The 16,330-nt window shown below is 46.3% G+C and carries 11 protein-coding genes, 2 tRNA genes and 1 pseudogene; 13 read left to right on the top strand and 1 reads right to left on the bottom strand.

Annotated elements, in window-relative coordinates; genetic code table 11:
- Positions 1 to 42: 42 nt before the first annotated feature.
- The 6 genes and pseudogenes from AAEY83_RS00070 to AAEY83_RS00045 all read left to right on the top strand — a co-directional run bounded on the left by AAEY83_RS00070 (position 43) and on the right by AAEY83_RS00045 (position 6,658).
- On the top strand, positions 43 to 1,446 hold the full coding sequence (locus AAEY83_RS00070) for a magnesium transporter (protein WP_025647221.1): 1,404 nt from the start codon (positions 43 to 45) through the stop codon (positions 1,444 to 1,446).
- 128 nt (positions 1,447 to 1,574) lie between these two features.
- On the top strand, positions 1,575 to 2,039 hold the full coding sequence (gene dut / locus AAEY83_RS00065; RefSeq protein WP_025647222.1) for a dUTP diphosphatase: 465 nt from the start codon (positions 1,575 to 1,577) through the stop codon (positions 2,037 to 2,039).
- A 73-nt stretch (positions 2,040 to 2,112) separates the two neighbouring features.
- Positions 2,113 to 4,014, top strand: coding sequence for a phosphohexomutase domain-containing protein (locus tag AAEY83_RS00060; RefSeq protein WP_025647223.1), 1,902 nt, complete (start codon positions 2,113 to 2,115; stop codon positions 4,012 to 4,014).
- 245 nt (positions 4,015 to 4,259) lie between these two features.
- Entirely contained in the window at positions 4,260 to 5,171 is a 912-nt protein-coding gene (gene argB, locus AAEY83_RS00055) for an acetylglutamate kinase (RefSeq protein WP_025647224.1), read from the top strand.
- A gap of 172 nt (positions 5,172 to 5,343) precedes the next feature.
- A pseudogene (locus AAEY83_RS00050) lies at positions 5,344 to 6,440 on the top strand (RNA-guided endonuclease InsQ/TnpB family protein).
- Between the two features lie 17 nt (positions 6,441 to 6,457).
- Positions 6,458 to 6,658, top strand: a complete 201-nt coding sequence (locus AAEY83_RS00045; protein WP_025647225.1) for a hypothetical protein — start codon at positions 6,458 to 6,460, stop codon at positions 6,656 to 6,658.
- A gap of 79 nt (positions 6,659 to 6,737) precedes the next feature.
- Here the strand turns inward: AAEY83_RS00045 and AAEY83_RS00040 are convergent, their stop codons facing one another.
- Positions 6,738 to 7,103 (bottom strand): arsenate reductase, encoded by a 366-nt coding sequence (locus AAEY83_RS00040; RefSeq protein ID WP_025647226.1) that lies wholly within the window; start codon positions 7,101 to 7,103, stop codon positions 6,738 to 6,740.
- 188 nt (positions 7,104 to 7,291) lie between these two features.
- On the opposite strand from AAEY83_RS00040, the gene leuS reads away from it, so the two are divergent.
- From leuS to AAEY83_RS00005, 7 genes are all read left to right on the top strand, one after another.
- Positions 7,292 to 10,009: a leucine--tRNA ligase gene (leuS, locus tag AAEY83_RS00035; RefSeq protein WP_025647227.1), complete on the top strand. Its 2,718-nt coding sequence runs from the start codon at positions 7,292 to 7,294 to the stop codon at positions 10,007 to 10,009.
- 59 nt (positions 10,010 to 10,068) lie between these two features.
- Positions 10,069 to 10,803 (top strand): LPS-assembly lipoprotein LptE, encoded by a 735-nt coding sequence (locus AAEY83_RS00030; RefSeq protein ID WP_025647228.1) that lies wholly within the window; start codon positions 10,069 to 10,071, stop codon positions 10,801 to 10,803.
- A 98-nt stretch (positions 10,804 to 10,901) separates the two neighbouring features.
- The gene (gene holA / locus AAEY83_RS00025; protein WP_025647229.1) at positions 10,902 to 11,987 is read left to right on the top strand and encodes a DNA polymerase III subunit delta; all 1,086 of its coding nucleotides are present in this window, start codon (positions 10,902 to 10,904) and stop codon (positions 11,985 to 11,987) included.
- A gap of 170 nt (positions 11,988 to 12,157) precedes the next feature.
- Positions 12,158 to 13,498, top strand: a complete 1,341-nt coding sequence (locus tag AAEY83_RS00020) for an efflux RND transporter periplasmic adaptor subunit (RefSeq protein WP_025647230.1) — start codon at positions 12,158 to 12,160, stop codon at positions 13,496 to 13,498.
- A gap of 148 nt (positions 13,499 to 13,646) precedes the next feature.
- Entirely contained in the window at positions 13,647 to 15,656 is a 2,010-nt protein-coding gene (locus tag AAEY83_RS00015) for a MacB family efflux pump subunit (RefSeq protein WP_025647231.1), read from the top strand.
- Between the two features lie 305 nt (positions 15,657 to 15,961).
- A tRNA-Lys gene (locus AAEY83_RS00010) sits at positions 15,962 to 16,037 on the top strand.
- Between the two features lie 221 nt (positions 16,038 to 16,258).
- Positions 16,259 to 16,330: transfer RNA gene (locus AAEY83_RS00005), tRNA-Lys, on the top strand.

Below are 16,330 nucleotides of genomic sequence, written 5' to 3'. Positions count from 1 at the left end.
CCTTACTACTGTCTTTAACCTGTCATCACTTTTGGAACTGTTATGTCTGCACCTACGCCTAATTCTGAACGCGCCACCACCCTACCGGCAGACTATAATCCGTTAGAATATAGTGCAGAATATAAGCTGCTGTACCTGCAAGAGTTAGTCGCAAAAGAAGCTTCCAAAGAGATTGTTGAATTCCTCGCTAAGCAATCAGAGTACGAGATTGCTAACTTGCTAGAGTCCTTCCCTATCCAAGATCGGCACCTGATTTGGGCGCAGGTGCCAGAGGAGCTCAAAGGCGAAGTTCTCGCTGAGCTTGAAGATGAGACGCGCCAGCCTTTACTTGAAAACGTCTCCTCCAAAGAAATCTCCTTATTCACTCAAGATCTCGATGCGCAAGATATCTCCGAGATTTTGGAGACTGTGACTGATACCGTACGCTCATCAGTCATGGCGACCTTAGATGAAGACGTTCGCGTTCAGGTCAATAAGCTGGATACTTATGCTGACTGGGAAGTGGGCAGCTATATGGATCCTGATATCATTCAGGTACATGACGATGTTAGCTTGGCTGACGTACAAGGCTGGCTACGAGACAACATAGATCTGCTTGATGATCAAAGCCAAGAGCTATTGGTCGTCGATCAAAGCCAGCAGCTCTTGGGCCTACTTAGCTTAGTTGACTTAATTAAACACGATCAGCAGGCTTTAGTCGCTGACTTTATCGATAACGCCATTACTATCAATGATAGATTAGATATCACTGATGCCGCCGCTATTTTTCGCTCAGAAGATATCCGCTTTGCGCCTGTGATTAACGACTTTGGTGAGCTGGTCGGTCAGCTCAATGCCGAAGACATCATGGAGATTATTCAAGATGATGTCGATAGCACTATGCGTAATCTAGCAGGTGTTAGCCAAGACGATGAGCTGTTTGCGCCTATCCTAGATAGTGCAAAAAGCCGTAGTATTTGGCTCGGTATTAATTTGGTTACCGCGCTGCTAGCGGCTGCGGTCATCGGTCAGTTTGAGGAAGTACTCGCACAAGTAGTCGCTTTAGCTATTTTGATGCCAGTGGTTGCTAGCATGGGTGGTATCGCCGGCTCGCAGACTTTGACGGTGGTGATTCGCGGTATGGCGATGGGTCAAATCGGGGGTTCTAATCGGGTTTGGCTGCTTAATAAAGAGCTGTGGGTCGGCGCGATAAACGGTATTATCTGGGCCATTATTATGGCAGGTATTGCGCAGTTGTGGTTTCAAGATGGTAAGATCAGCGCGGTAATTGGCTGCGCTATCGCTATCAATATGACTGCGGCTAATGTCTCGGGCATCAGTATTCCGCTGCTACTCAAACGCATGAATATCGACCCTGCCCTCTCCGCTTCGGTTATTTTGACGACGGTCACTGATATCGTCGGCTTTATGTCGTTTTTGGGGCTCGCAAGTCTCTTGATACTTTAGCGCCCTTTTCGCTTCGTGTTCGCTTAGATGTAGTCATCAATGGCATCAGCGAACTGCTAACCTTGATAAAGGACTCAAACATAATCTTAAAACAGCCATTTTAATTCATAAAAGTATTAGGACAAATGATGCAAACTGTACAAGTGAAAGTATTAAACTCAAAAGTAATCGACGACCCAGCCTTTTCGCTACCTACGCGCGCCACTGACGGCTCAGCAGGTATTGATCTGCGCGCTTGTATTGACGAGCCTTTAACGATCAAGGCGGGCGAGACGCATCTAGTAGGTACCGGCTTGGCAGTCTATATTGCTGATTCTAATTTTGCTGGGATGATTTTACCGCGCTCAGGTCTTGGTCATAAGCATGGTATTGTGCTTGGTAATTTAGTAGGATTGATAGATGCAGATTACCAAGGCGAGCTGATGGTCAGCGTGTGGAACCGTAGCGCTGATGATTTTGTGCTTAATCCAGCGGAGCGGATGGCGCAGTATATTGTAGTTCCAGTCGCGCGCCCAGAGTTCGATATCGTCACCCAATTTAGTGATCAAAGCGCGCGCGGCGTCGGCGGCTTTGGTCATTCGGGTCGTCAGTGATAGTCAGTTTTTTTAAGAAGTAATATTAATACACGTATAATAAGCGACATAATAAGGCCACGGGAACAAAAAGATGCAGAACAAATCGCCTTTTGCTGCCCAAAAAGCCTTATTTCGTGCTTATGATATTCGCGGCGCGCGGCGCTATTTTACGCAAGACTTTGTGCAGGCGTTAGCGCAAGCTTTTGCGCAGCTCTATACTACTCAGCGTCATAATCCCAAAGATTATATTCAAGGTCAGACGCAGTCTAGCCCTACCGTGGTCGTTGGCTATGACGTGCGCCACGGTAGCGACTGTATAGCGCAAACGATAGCTGATATTCTACAAGCCAGCGGCCTAAAGGTTATTCATCTAGGCTTAGTCACTACCCCTATGGCGGCGTTTTGGGCGCAGCAATATGATGGTCATAGCATCATGGTCACCGCCAGTCATTCTGCAAAAGACACTTTGGGGATTAAGTGGCTGGTCCATAACGCCTCGCCTAGTCACGCCCAGATTCAAGCCCTCTATCAGCAAGTCGCTAACAGTCAGCTCAGTGCTATGGCTGATAACACTCATAAAGATAAAGTATCAACCAGTCCCTGCTTGCCCGCCGATACCATCGCAAGCATTTATATCGAAGCGATAGCGCAAGTGATACACGCTATTCATCCGGCTGATAAACGCGTCTCGGACCATAATCGTAACAAAGATAGCTTCTTACGGCATACCGTCTCTCAACCGGCTTTGAACCTAGACAAAAAGCTAGACTTGACTCTGGTTATTGACTGTCTCAGCGGCGCGACCAGTAATATCGCCAAGCCTTTGTTTGAGCGCTTTTGTCAGCGCGTCATTATGCTCAATGACTGTCCTGATGGCAGTTTTCCTACAGGTAATCCTGATCCGACAGAGCCTAACCGGCTTGCAGAGTTACAGCAAACGGTCATCGTTAATCGAGCCGATATGGGCTTAGCTTTCGATGGTGATGGCGATAGACTCATGATTGTCGATAATAGCGGCAAAGTCGTCACCCCTGATCATTTATTGTACTTATTAGCGCAAGTGGCCATTACTGAGCGACATTCAAAATTAGATACAACTGCTAACGATGAAACTAGCGACCACACTGCTACGGCGCCGCCCGTATTATTCGATGTCAAATGCTCTCATCATTTAGCAAAATTGCTCGCCGCTCTTGGTGCTAAGCCCGTTATGACTCAAACGGGCAGTAGCCTATTACGTCAACACTTACAAACTGATCACAAGCAAGCTATCTTTGCCGGTGAGTTATCGGGTCACTTTATCTTTAACGATGGCTATTTTATCGTTTATGATGATGCGATGTACGCCGGACTGCGCTTATTATACTGGCTAGCGTTTACCGCTGTCCCTACTATCGCGCAAACAGAAAAAGTCATGCTGACCACTGACTTGTGGGGCGAACTGCGTTCAGTATTACCGCCTTATGCTTTGACAGATATCACAAGGAGCCTACCTACTTTAGTCAGCACCGCTGATCACTATCTACCCTTACCTGCCAAGCAAGTTTGTCAGGCTTCCTTATTAGAGCATCTAACAGTTTGTTGCTGCTACTTACAAGATTTAGCGAGTGGGCACGGTACTAATACGGATAACACTAAGCTAAGCCCTGTAGATTTATTTAAAAACTTAACACTTTGCAGTTGTTTTAATAATAGCGCTAATACTCGTACTGAAACCCATCTTGCTGTTCATAATGTTTGCAATATCAGCATAGAGCAAGCGAAGCAGCTGATGCCATTAGATACGCAGATATCCCTGATAGACGGCGTACGCTTAGACTTTGCGAATGGTTTTGGTGTGCTGCGTGAGTCTAATACCAGTCATAGCCTTACCGTACGTTTCGCTGGCGATAGCATGAAGGATCTGCAAGCAGTACAAGCGCGATTCGTCGCTTTATGCGAGCTATTTGATACCCACTTAGCTCAGCAAATTGCAGCTATCGAGCCGGAATGATACCGTGCAGCTAAGCAATTTAATTTATACTACAAGCTGCGCAGTATTTAGTATCATTGCTATCTGATAATTGCTGCTTAATAGTTATTGTTTAATAGCTATTGTTTAATAATTACTGTTCAATGATTTTATGCCAGTCTCTGGAGATTGCCGCCTTTTTTTATATTGCGCTGACGTTTTGATTCGACCTGTTTTAAACTGGTTTTTTTAAACTGATATCTTGAGCTACCTTTTAGGAGTCCCTCATGTCCCTTAATTTTAATGACGCCAAAACCACCGCAGAGGTTTTGACCACCGCACTGCCTTACATTCAACGTTTTGTCGATAAGATCATCGTCGTCAAATACGGCGGTAATGCCATGACCGATCCTGAGCTTGAGAGCTCTTTTGCTCGTGACATTGTGCTGCTAAAGACAGTTGGGCTACATCCCGTGGTCGTACACGGCGGCGGCCCGCAAGTCGATACCTTACTCAAAGAGCTCGGACGCAAATCAGAGCGTATTGATGGTATGCGTGTCACGGACAAAAGCACCATGGATATCGTCGAGATGGTGCTTGGCGGCGGCGTTAATAAGTCGATCGTCAGCCTCATTAATAAACACGGGGGCCGCGCGATTGGCCTGACCGGTAAAGACGCCAACCTGATTCATGCCAAAAAAATGCTCATGCAAAAGGTCGATGATGATGGTGTTGAGACGCCTATCGATTTGGGTTATGTTGGTGATGTAGTCAGCGTCAATAAAAACGTCATTAATATGCTCATCTCCTCCAACTTTATTCCCGTTATCGCGCCGCTTGGTGTCGATGACAATGGCGATACTTATAACATCAATGCTGACCTGGTCGCAGGTAAAGTAGCTGAATTTTTGCAAGCGGAAAAGCTAATGCTACTTACCAATATCAAAGGCGTATTAGGCCGTGATGGTAAAGTAGTCACTGGCCTGACGCCCAAAAAAGTAGATGCCATGATAGAGGATGGCACCATCTCAGGCGGCATGATTCCGAAGATCGGCTGCGCTTTAGATGCGGTGCGCAGCGGCGTCAAAAGCGCGGTTATCGTTGATGGCCGTGTACCGCATGCGACGCTTCTCGAGATTTTCACTAATGAAGGCGTCGGTACACTGATTAGCCGTGAAGTCGACTCGGCCATGAGCTAGTTTTAGTAATAAATGGGAGCGCGGTTATGTCATTAGGGCTATGGTGTGTGCTTTTTATCATTCAGCGCCGTAAAACCACGTCCTTCTAGGGCGTGGATATCAGGCGTCAGTCATTGTCGCCCAGTATGGCGAACCCCTTGATAACCAAATACATTGAGATCATAATTATCCCATGAAAACGCTCAAGCTACGCATCAAAGACAAACATGCCACTCAGCTCAATATCTTAGCTGGGGCGGTTAACTTTGTCTGGAATTACGTCAATGAGCTTAGTTTTAAACATTTACAGCGCACAGGCAAATTCTTTTCAGCCTATGACTTGGCTGTTTACACCAAAGGGGCGGGTGAATACCTAAATCTACACAGTCAAACCTTGCAAGCGATTAGTGAGATTCACGCTAAATCCCGTAAACAGTTTAAAAAAGCCAAACTCAACTGGCGCACCAACAACCCAAAGGCCAAGAGAAGAAGCTTGGGCTGGATTCCGTTTAAAAAGACCGCCATTAAGCATATCAGTACGCGCCAAAGCGGTAAAAAGTCTTTAAAAAGCACCCTGCAATTTAGCTTAGCTAACCGTCAAAAGCTCACAATAGACCTATGGGATAGCTATAACCTCTCGCTCTACAACATCAACACTTGCGAATTGGTACAAGACAATCGTGGTCACTGGTATGCCTGTGTCACCGTTAAAGAATTTCCAAAGACTAAGTGCGGCACTGGCCAAGTTGGTATTGATCTAGGCTGTAAGGATTCAGCGGTCAGTAGTGAGGGTGATCAGCTACAAATCAAAGTCACCCATCAATACGCAGAAAAACTGGCCATTGCTCAACGCGCTAAAAACAAAAAGCGGGTCAAAGCCATTCACGCCAAGATTAAAAATACCCGCCAGGATTTAATTCATAAATTCACATCAAATCTTGTCAAAGCCAACAGCCTAATCGTTGTTGGTCAAATAAAATCAACATCATTCACTTCATCCAAACTGGCCAAATCCGTCTATGACGCGGGTTGGTTTGAGATTAAGCGGCAACTGGATTACAAATGCGCGAACGCAGGTTGCCACTATCTTGAAGTCAATGAAGCGTACAGCACCCAAACCTGCTCGTGTTGCGGCTCTCGCCAAGACAGTCCGAAAGGTAGATAAGGGCTTGGTATAAGAGAGTGGTTTTGTCGTTCTTGTAAAACGACCCATAATAGAGATGTTAATGGAGCAAAAAACATTCTCGCGGTCGGGCTTGGCCGTCTTTAGTAGCAATTCCCTCCGTTTAGGGAGGGAGGAAGTCAATTTGGAGAGTATCTACTGCTGGTGGATCATAGGTTATGGCGGCGCCAAATGGATCGAGGGCTGGAAGTCGTTTTTTATGATTGAGTGGTTTGCCCTTGATTGGACTGCAGAGCAAATCAGACTTTATGTCCTCATCATTTGGCTGTTTAGCGTGATTTGGTTTATCGTAGGGGTAATAAAACCTGAGCTTAGATTTTACTGATTTTTTTAAGGTCAGGTTTTATTGTAGTCTCGTGCTACTGCGACAGTATTTATAGTGTCTACAGTGAGCGGTGAGCGCTTTAAGCAAAGGCTTTGTCAAACTCATCCGCATCAAAACCGCAAAGTAGAATGGGCTGCTCATTATGCACCCCTTCTATAATTGGGCGCTTAATCATACTGGTATTTTCCAGCAATAAACCGATAGCTGTGTTGACATCAGCGTCTGCGGCCTGCTTTTGCTCATCGCTTAGCTTACGCCATGTAGTACCGCGTTTGTTTAGCACTTTATCAATGCCCAAATCCGCGACCCAGCGCTGGACTGAAGCTTTATCAATACCTTGCTTTTTATAGTCATGAAAGTCATAACTGACATCCAGCTCATCGAGCTTGGTAAATGCTTTTTTCATGGTGCTGCATGATTTGATACCATAGATAGTGATTGTCATCGTTATTCCTTATATTATTCTTGCTTGAAAATTAAAACTTTGGTCTTTCAATACTGCGCTATTATTACCCTAGCCCATCGCATTTTTCCCCAATTTGCGCTATTCTAGCGTATCTCATTTTACTAATTATTTGTTTTTAGAACTTACACTCCAAAACGTCAATAAAAATATCTAACTTCGAGCCAATTATGAACCACGCTGTGACCTCTGACCACTCTATCCCTAATAATAACGCTACTTCAGCCGCCGATAATACGCTTTATCAGCCACAGCTGATCGAAACGCAGCAGCAAGCCAAATGGGCAACAGATAAGCGCTTTGAAGTCAGCAATGAGCCAAGCGACAAACCTAGCCGCTATATGCTATCGATGTTCCCTTATCCGAGCGGTAAGCTGCACATGGGTCATGTACGTAACTATACCATCTCAGATGTGCTGAGCCGTTACTATCGCCTTAAAGGCTTTGAAGTCATGCAGCCAATGGGCTGGGATGGGTTTGGCTTGCCAGCAGAAAACGCAGCAATAGCCAATCAGACGCCGCCTGCCAAGTGGACGTTTGAAAATATCGATAATATGCGCGCGCAGCTTAAGCTGTTAGGCCTGTCGATCGATTGGTCGCGCGAGTTTGCTACTTGTAGCCCTGAGTATTATCAATGGGAGCAGTGGCTATTTTTGCAGCTGTATAAAAAAGGCTTAGTTTATAAGAAGCTTGCGACCGTCAACTGGGATCCAGTGGATAATACTGTCCTTGCCAATGAACAAGTCATCGATGGTAAAGGCTGGCGCAGTGGCGCACTCGTTGAGAAGCGCGATATTCCGATGTATTACTTTAATATCACCGAATACGCTGATGAATTACTCGATGATTTGGATCAGCTAGAAGGCCATTGGCCCTCAGAAGTACTGACCATGCAGCGCAATTGGATCGGTCGTAGTGCCGGTATGGAAGTGCATTTCCCTTACGAGCTTGAAGGCCAAGAGAGTACCTTGGATGTATTTACCACCCGTCCTGACACCTTGATGGGGGTCACTTATGTCGCTGTTGCAGCTGAGCATCCATTAGCGAAATATGCGGCTGAAAAGGATGAGGTCATCGCCCAGTTCAATGCATTGTGTAAAAAAGGCTCAGTTGCCGAAGCCGACTTGGCCAAAGCAGAGAAGATCGGTATGGATACTGGTCTCACAGTCACCCACCCACTGACTGGGGAGGCGCTGCCAGTTTGGGTCGCTAACTACGTGCTAATGAGCTATGGCTCAGGCGCGGTCATGGCAGTACCGGCACATGATGAACGCGATTATGAATTTGCGACTAAATACGACTTGCCAATCAAACAAGTCATCGACGTCCCTGCCGGTTATTTTGATGCGGCAAAAGCTGAGGCCGAAGCCGAAGGCTGTGAAGTTAACCTCGCCTATACTGAGCGCAATACTTTAGTCAACTCAGGCGAGTTTGATGGTATGGATTTTGAGCAGTCTTTTGCAGCGATGCTTGAGAAGCTCGAGCCAAAAGGCCTTGCCAATAAAAAGATTCAGTTCCGTCTGCGCGATTGGGGCGTCTCTCGCCAGCGCTATTGGGGCTGCCCGATTCCGATGGTCAACTGCGAGCACTGCGGTACGGTGCCGGTAGAAGAGCAAGATTTGCCAGTCGTACTACCGACTGAGGTCGTGCCTGATGGTCGCGGTAATCCGCTCAAAAACATGCCTGAGTTTGTCAATACCAGTTGCCCTAAATGCGGTAATCCGGCAGAGCGCGAGACCGATACCTTTGATACCTTTGTCGAATCCAGCTGGTACTACGCGCGCTTTGCTAGCCCCAATGACGACAAGCATATGGTCAATAAATCAGCCGCTAACAAGTGGCTACCGGTTGATCAATACGTCGGTGGAGTTGAGCACGCAGTGATGCATCTGCTTTATGCGCGTTTCTTTCATAAGCTCATGCGAGATGAAAATTTAGTCTCAGGTGATGAGCCTTTCAAAAACTTGATGACCCAAGGCATGGTACTCGCTGGCACCTTTAATCGTGTGAATAGCGATGGCAGCACGACGTATTATTTCGCTGATGATGTCGATATCGACTACAACGAGCGGGGTCAACCGATTAAAGCGACACTTAAAGCAGATGGACAGCCTGTAAATATTGGCAAAATCGAAAAGATGTCAAAGTCTAAGAATAACGGCGTCGACCCGCAAACCACTATCGATCAATACGGCGCGGATACGGTGCGTTTATATACCCTGTTTACCGCGCCTGCCGATCAAACCCTTGAGTGGTCAGATGATGCGCTCAAAGGGCCTTATAACTTTGTCAAAAAAGTCTGGCGTCTGGCTCATGATCATATTAATGCTGTAAGCGCGTCAAACTTAGCGCTTGCTACTTTAAATGATCAGCCGTTAACTACCGATAATCTAAGCCGCGAGGCCAAAAACCTACGCCGTAAGACTCATGAGACAGTAGGTAAAATCGATAACGACTTAGGCGAGCGCTTGGCCTTAAATACTCCAGTATCGAGTCTTATGGAGCTTGCTAATGAGCTCACAAGCTTTAAAGTCAACGGCGAGCAAGACTTACAAGTGCAGCATGAAGCTTTGATAGACTTGCTCATTATGCTCTCGGTCTATGCGCCGCATGCTGGCGAGTATTTACTTGAGCAATTAGGCGTGGATACACTAACGATGAGCTACCCTACTGTCGATGAGAGCGCCTTAGTACAAGATACGATCACTATGGTGGTGCAAGTGAATGGTAAGGTACGCGGTAAAATGGACGTCGCGCCTAATAGTGACCCTGAAGAGCTTAAAGCTCAAGCACGCAGCATCGATAGCGTCGCTAAGTTTCTTACTGGCGAGATCAAAAAAGAGATCGTTGTCCCTAATAAGTTAGTGAACATTGTCGTTGTTGGCTAGTTTATTTTTTAACTACAAGTGATGTTTTTGGCTTTTTATGGCGATGAAGGATGAAGGTTATGGCGTATCAACAGCAAAACATGCAGTCAGCACGTAAGAACAGCTTAGGTACGCCTGCTAAAGGTAAAAGCCTTGGTAAAACGCTAGCTACTTCTTTGTTAGCAGTGCTACCTATGATGACGGTGGTGACGACAGCGACTGTCCTTACGGGCTGCGGATTTCATCTGCGCGGACTGGATGCGCCTTTAAATTTTGAGGTCGAAAAAACAGCAGTGGTGATTGAAGATAATCGTCGCTCGTTCCCATTGAAGCTGCCACTAACTAGACGCTTAGAGACTTTGGGAGTAGACGTCGTTGATGGTATGACGATGATTGAAAACGCCGCAAATAGCAAAGCCAATAACACCGATGCCGAAAAAATCGCCCTTATAAAAGTAGACAATTTACGCTTTCGGCGCTATGAACTAGTAGGCGTCTTAACAGAGATACGTTTGGTACTCTCTGCTGATGTGACCTATGACACTTATCAAAATGGGCAGCCAGTGACTTTGACTAATCCCATCCAAGTGGAGCGTAGCTATCAGTATAATGAGGCATCGGTCAGCACTGACGATCAACAAGGCGATCAGATCCGCGATTGGCTCTACGATAGTCTTGCGCGCCGTATTACCGATCAGTATGTCGCTATCAGCTTACCCAAAGTGTCGCCCAATACTAGTAAGGCTCGCCAAACCGCACCTATGTTAGAGCACTCAGCGCCCTCGACCACTGTGGTGACTACCCCGACCTCTTAACGTTTTAAATGAATGCTTTAAGTGAATACGTTGAATTGACACTTTGAACTGATACCTTTAATCCTCACTTCCAATCAGCAACTGATGGCTTATCTTTTATGCAGCAGACCTTTATCCAAGCCTATCCTAAACTGCTGCAACCTTCAGTAGCTGTAGCGGGCTTGTGGCTGGCGCACGGTGATGAGCCCTTACTGCAGCAATGGTTAATTAATGCGCTGCGGCCACATTGGCGCGAGCAAAACTACGCCATCAAACGCATTGAGCTCATATCGGTGAAGTCTTGGCAAGAGGTGTTGTCTGAATTAGGTAGCCAATCGCTCTTTGATGATGCCAGCGCGCTCATCGTGACGGGCAATCATAAGCCGGATAAAGCCACTATTGCCGAGCTTGAGCAGTTTGCTATCGATGCACAAGCCGGCGCTCATAGTCATAGCTTATTATGGCTAACGCCGAAGCAAGATAAACGCAGCCAAGCCAGCAAGTGGTTTGCGCCTTTTGCCAAGTATGGCCAAGTTATCGATGGTAACTTATACGATGAGCGCGCGCGTCAGCAGTTATTGCAAGTACAAGCAGAGCAATTCGGCCTACGTCTTTCGCAAGAGGCTTGGCAATTATTGATGTCGCACACCGAGCATCACCTACTCAGCGCTTATCAAACCCTTTGGCGCTTATCCTATCTGTTCGCTCCAAAGTTATCTGAAAATAATAACGACAGTCTCAGTCCTACTACTGACAATCGTAATAGCGACGCGGCCAGTCATAAGAACCTAGCTCTAGGTATTACTGACTTGCAAGCTGCTTTAGTCAGCGATGCGCAATTCAGCGTTTTTGACTTATCCGATGCTATGCTCACAGGCAATAGCATGCAGGTAGCGAAAATCATATTTCAGCTACAAGCTACTGATGAACCAACGACTTTGGTACTTTGGGCAATAGCCAAAGACATGCGGTTGGTCATGGCGCTAATGGATGGGCAAGATCCGCAAAGCTTAGGAATCTGGCGTAGTAAGCAAGGCTTGTACAGCCAAGCTTGTCGTCGTCATTCCCTTGCGCAAACCGCCGAGTGGCCGGATTTGCTATATCGCTGTGATCAGGCCATCAAAGGCCTCATTCGTCAGCCTGCTTGGGAGCTGTTATTACAAGCTGCGCTTGAGCTGTCAGGGAAAAAGCTCTTTGCTGCTTAATGGCTTACTCAAATAATGACTTACACCTTTTAATAAAGCCCTTTTTATACCCTCTTATGTTGCAGCTACCCCGCTTTTCCTTAACCTTTCGCAAACTAATAACCATTTCAATTTGCCCCTGAAGTCTTTACTATAGTCAAAATTGTTTTGATGGTAAGTGGACTTTGAGCATGGGCAAAATCACCAAAAAATCAGCTATAAAATGGGGCATTATCGCCTTAGTTGTGCTTGCACTTATTGTGCTGGCTTACAGGACTTTTAAACCCAAAGAAGAGAGCCCTAATTACATTACCGCCACCGCTGAGATAGGTGATATCGAAAACAACGTCATGGCGTCCGGTAAAGTAAAGGCGCTTAACACCGTTGACGTTGGCGCGCAGGTGTCAGGAGAAGTCAAACGGCTGTTCGTGGAAGTCGGAGACGAGGTTAAGCAAGGCGAGCTCATTGCCCAAATCGATCAAGTCACCCAAAAAAACAATCTAAGCAATGAGCAAGCCAGCCTCGAGCAAAGCGAAGCCGCCATTCAAAGTGCTGAGGCTGAGCTTTTGAGTCGTCAAGCCAGCCTAAAGAGCGCCTATGCTGATCTGGCCAGTCGTCAATCTGAATACAAACAAGCCCAATCTGACTTTGCGCGTCTCAAGGGCTTAGTGGCTATCGATGCGATATCGCAACAAGAATATGATACTCAGGCCACCAGTGTGGCAACGGCAAAAGCCGCGGTTGATAATGCTCGCGCCGCTATAGATACTGCCAAAGCCGCTATTACCACCACTCAAGCCAATATCAACAGCCAACGCGCCGCCTTACGTAAAGCACAAACCAACGTCAGTACCGCTGAGGAGGATCTGAGCTACACCACCATTCGCGCGCCGATATCAGGTACAGTGGTCTCTATCACCACTGAGCAAGGCACCACCGTTAACGCCAATCAAACTGCGCCGACTATCGTCACCTTAGCCGATCTCTCGACCGTACGCATTAATGCGCAGATCTCTGAAGCCGATGTCATTAACGTGCAAGCAGGCATGCCGGTGTATTTTAATATCATTGGTAATCCTGACCAAAAGTATGACGCTACCCTAAAAGCTATTGAACCTGCGCCCGAGAATATCAGTGATACCAGCTCTACTGATGCTGCTATCTATTATATCGGTTACATCGAAGTGCCAAACACTGAGCGCCGCTTTCGTATCGACATGACCGCACAGGTTTATATCGTTATTAATGAAGCTAAAAACGCGCTGCTTGTTCCTTCTGCTGCCCTACAACCTGCTAAAAACAGTAAAAGATCTACTGGCGACTCAAGTACTGATACTGATGTTTCTACTAGCGCAGGCGTGGTTCGCGTGCTCAAAGACAACGGCGAAGTCGCTGAACAACGCGTTACCGTTGGCATTAACAACCGCGTTAACGCCCAGATTTTAAGTGGATTAAGCGCAGGCGATGAGGTGATATTGAGTGAAGAAAAAGCAGGGGGTAGTCAAGGTGGTAGAGGAGGACCCCCTTTTTAACAGGTCATGTTAGCTAACGTACCAGTTAAGGTACTTAGATTCAGTTAGCTCCAGTGCTGTTGAACGTCTTGCAACCTTTAAGCTTAGAGCACTATAACTTTTAGACCCTTAGTGATTTTCTGATTTGATAATATAGGTCGTTGTATTCATGGATCCCCTAAAAACCAATGCCAATAGCGCAGCAACTGCGCCGCTGATGCAAGTCAAAGGCTTGATTAAAGAGTTTCGTGCAGGCGAGCAGACGATACGCGTGCTGCATGATATCGACCTCACTATTCATCAAGGCGAGATGGTCGCTATCATCGGGCAATCTGGCTCTGGTAAGTCTACTCTAATGAATATCTTGGGTTGCTTAGATCAGGCGACAGCAGGTGACTATAAGATTTATGGACAGCCTGTCAGCCGGCTTGATGCCGATGAGCTGGCGAAATTACGCCGCGAGCACTTTGGTTTTATTTTTCAGCGCTATCATCTGCTTGGCGATATTAATGCTCGTGATAATGTCTCTGTGCCTGCTGTTTATGCGGGGATGGATGGACAGGCTCGCAGCGAGCGCGCTGAACAGCTACTGTCAGATTTAGGTCTTGCGGATAAGGTCAATAATCGTCCGAATCAGCTCTCAGGCGGTCAACAGCAGCGGGTATCAATCGCTCGCGCGCTAATGAATGGCGGCGATATTATCTTAGCTGATGAGCCCACAGGGGCGCTCGATAGCAAGTCAGGCGAAGATGTCATGGCCATCTTGCATGACTTAAAGTCGCAAGGTCATACCATTATCATGGTCACCCATGACCCCGGTCTTGCCGAGCAGGCTGAGCGCGTCATTGAGCTCAAAGACGGCTATGTCATCGAGGACTATCGTACCAAGCATTATCAGCAAACGGCAGTTGATAATAGAGTGCAGCCAGAGCCTATACTCAACAGGCATCGTAAAGGCAAGATAAGTAGCTTTATTGATCGTTTGTTTGAAGCTTTTAAGATGTCCCTGCTCGCCATGCGCGCGCATAAAATGCGTACGCTTTTGACGATGCTCGGTATTATCATTGGTATTGCTTCAGTAGTCTCAGTCGTAGGGTTAGGTAAAGGCTCACAAGAGCAGATACTCGCTAATATTAGCTCATTGGGAACCAACACTATTACCGTAATAGACGGTTATCCATGGGGCGATCCTAGACGTCAGTACAATGACGACAATCTCACGCCTGAGGATGCGCAGGCGGTCGCTGATCAGCCTTATGTGACCAGCGTTAGCCCGCAGCTTGATAGTAACATGAGTGTACGTTATCGCAATGTACAAGAGGCGGCGAGTATCAGCGGCGTGGGGCAAGACTATCTTGACGTTAGTGGCGAGACGTTATCCCAAGGTCAAGGTTTCGATGAGCAAAGCATCTTAAAACGCACGCAAGATATTATTATTGATGACAATGCTAAGCAGACTTTCTTTGCTGATGTTGATAACCCTATCGGCGAAGTCGTGTTAATCGGTAGTGTACCCGGGCGAGTGATTGGCGTATTGGAACCTAATAACAGTGGCTTTGGCGGTCAAGTAGAGTCGCCTACCCTTTATATGCCTTATACGACCATGATGTCACGCTTAGTAGGTAGTCCCAATATTGAGCGTTTCGTCGCTTTAATCGACGACAGTATCTCCTCCTCCGCTGCTGAGTCTGCCATCTCCACCCTTATGGAAGGTCGTCACGGTACCGACGATTTTCGTATTCGTAACTCAGACTCTATTCGTCAAACGATTGAGTCAACGACAGGCACTATGACCTTACTTATCTCATCCATTGCTATCATCTCCTTGATCGTCGGCGGTATTGGGGTGATGAATATCATGCTAGTTTCAGTCACCGAGCGCACCAACGAGATCGGCGTGCGTATGGCAGTCGGCGCTCGTCAAAGCGACATTATGCAGCAGTTTTTGATCGAAGCCATCTTAGTCTGTATTTTAGGCGGCTTATTGGGTATCGGACTTGCCTTTGCTATCGGCGAGCTTATCAATAGTGTCGCTGGTGATAGCTTTAAAGTGATTTATTCTCCAACTTCTATCATTGCCGCCTTTGTTTGCTCAACTTTAATTGGCGTTATTTTTGGTTTTTTACCAGCGCGTAATGCGGCCAAGCTTGACCCAGTGGAAGCGCTGTCTAGAGATTAGATCTGTACTTATTGTTAGGCTCAAAAGATATAAACATTTCTAATAAAGTTGGTTAGTTTAAAAAATCTATAAAATTTACGCTCAAATCATAATTTTTGTTCCTCATGGGGTTGTAATTATCGCAGGAATATATATAATGTGCTCTCACGTTTAGGGATACAAATTATCTAGATGTGAATGAGAGAAAGCTTTGCGAATGACTTAATGTTTAAACTTAAGTTGTTAGTATAATCTTTAGAATTTTCCCTTTAAGGAAAATTCTCTTGCGAGACTAAAATTGCAGTGCAATTTTTTAACGTCTCTCAGGACCGATAGCTCAGTTGGTAGAGCAGTTGACTTTTAATCAATTGGTCCCGCGTTCGAGTCGCGGTCGGTCCACCATTTTTAGTAGTACGCTTATTAAGTATTCTGCCCTATTCGGTATTAGCTTAATAAGTTTGGTTTTAAATAATTTTCCTCTTTCAGGAGATTATTCTTGCAGAGCTAAAAAAGCAGTGCTTTTTTTAGTCAGATATCGTTAAGGTATCAAGTTTTAGGAAATCCTATTTAAAGGATTTCCCTTACGAAGCTAAAATTGCAATGCAATTTTTTCATGCTTCTCAGGACCGATAGCTCAGTTGGTAGAGCAGTTGACTTTTAATCAATTGGTCCCGCGTTCGAGTCGCGGTCGGTCC

Origin of the sequence: Psychrobacter sp. TB20-MNA-CIBAN-0197 (assembly GCF_040309765.1) — a bacterium.
Classification (GTDB): domain Bacteria; phylum Pseudomonadota; class Gammaproteobacteria; order Pseudomonadales; family Moraxellaceae; genus Psychrobacter; species Psychrobacter submarinus.
The sequence above is the reverse complement of the archived record's forward strand: the minus strand, read 5'-3'. Positions and strand labels throughout refer to the sequence as shown.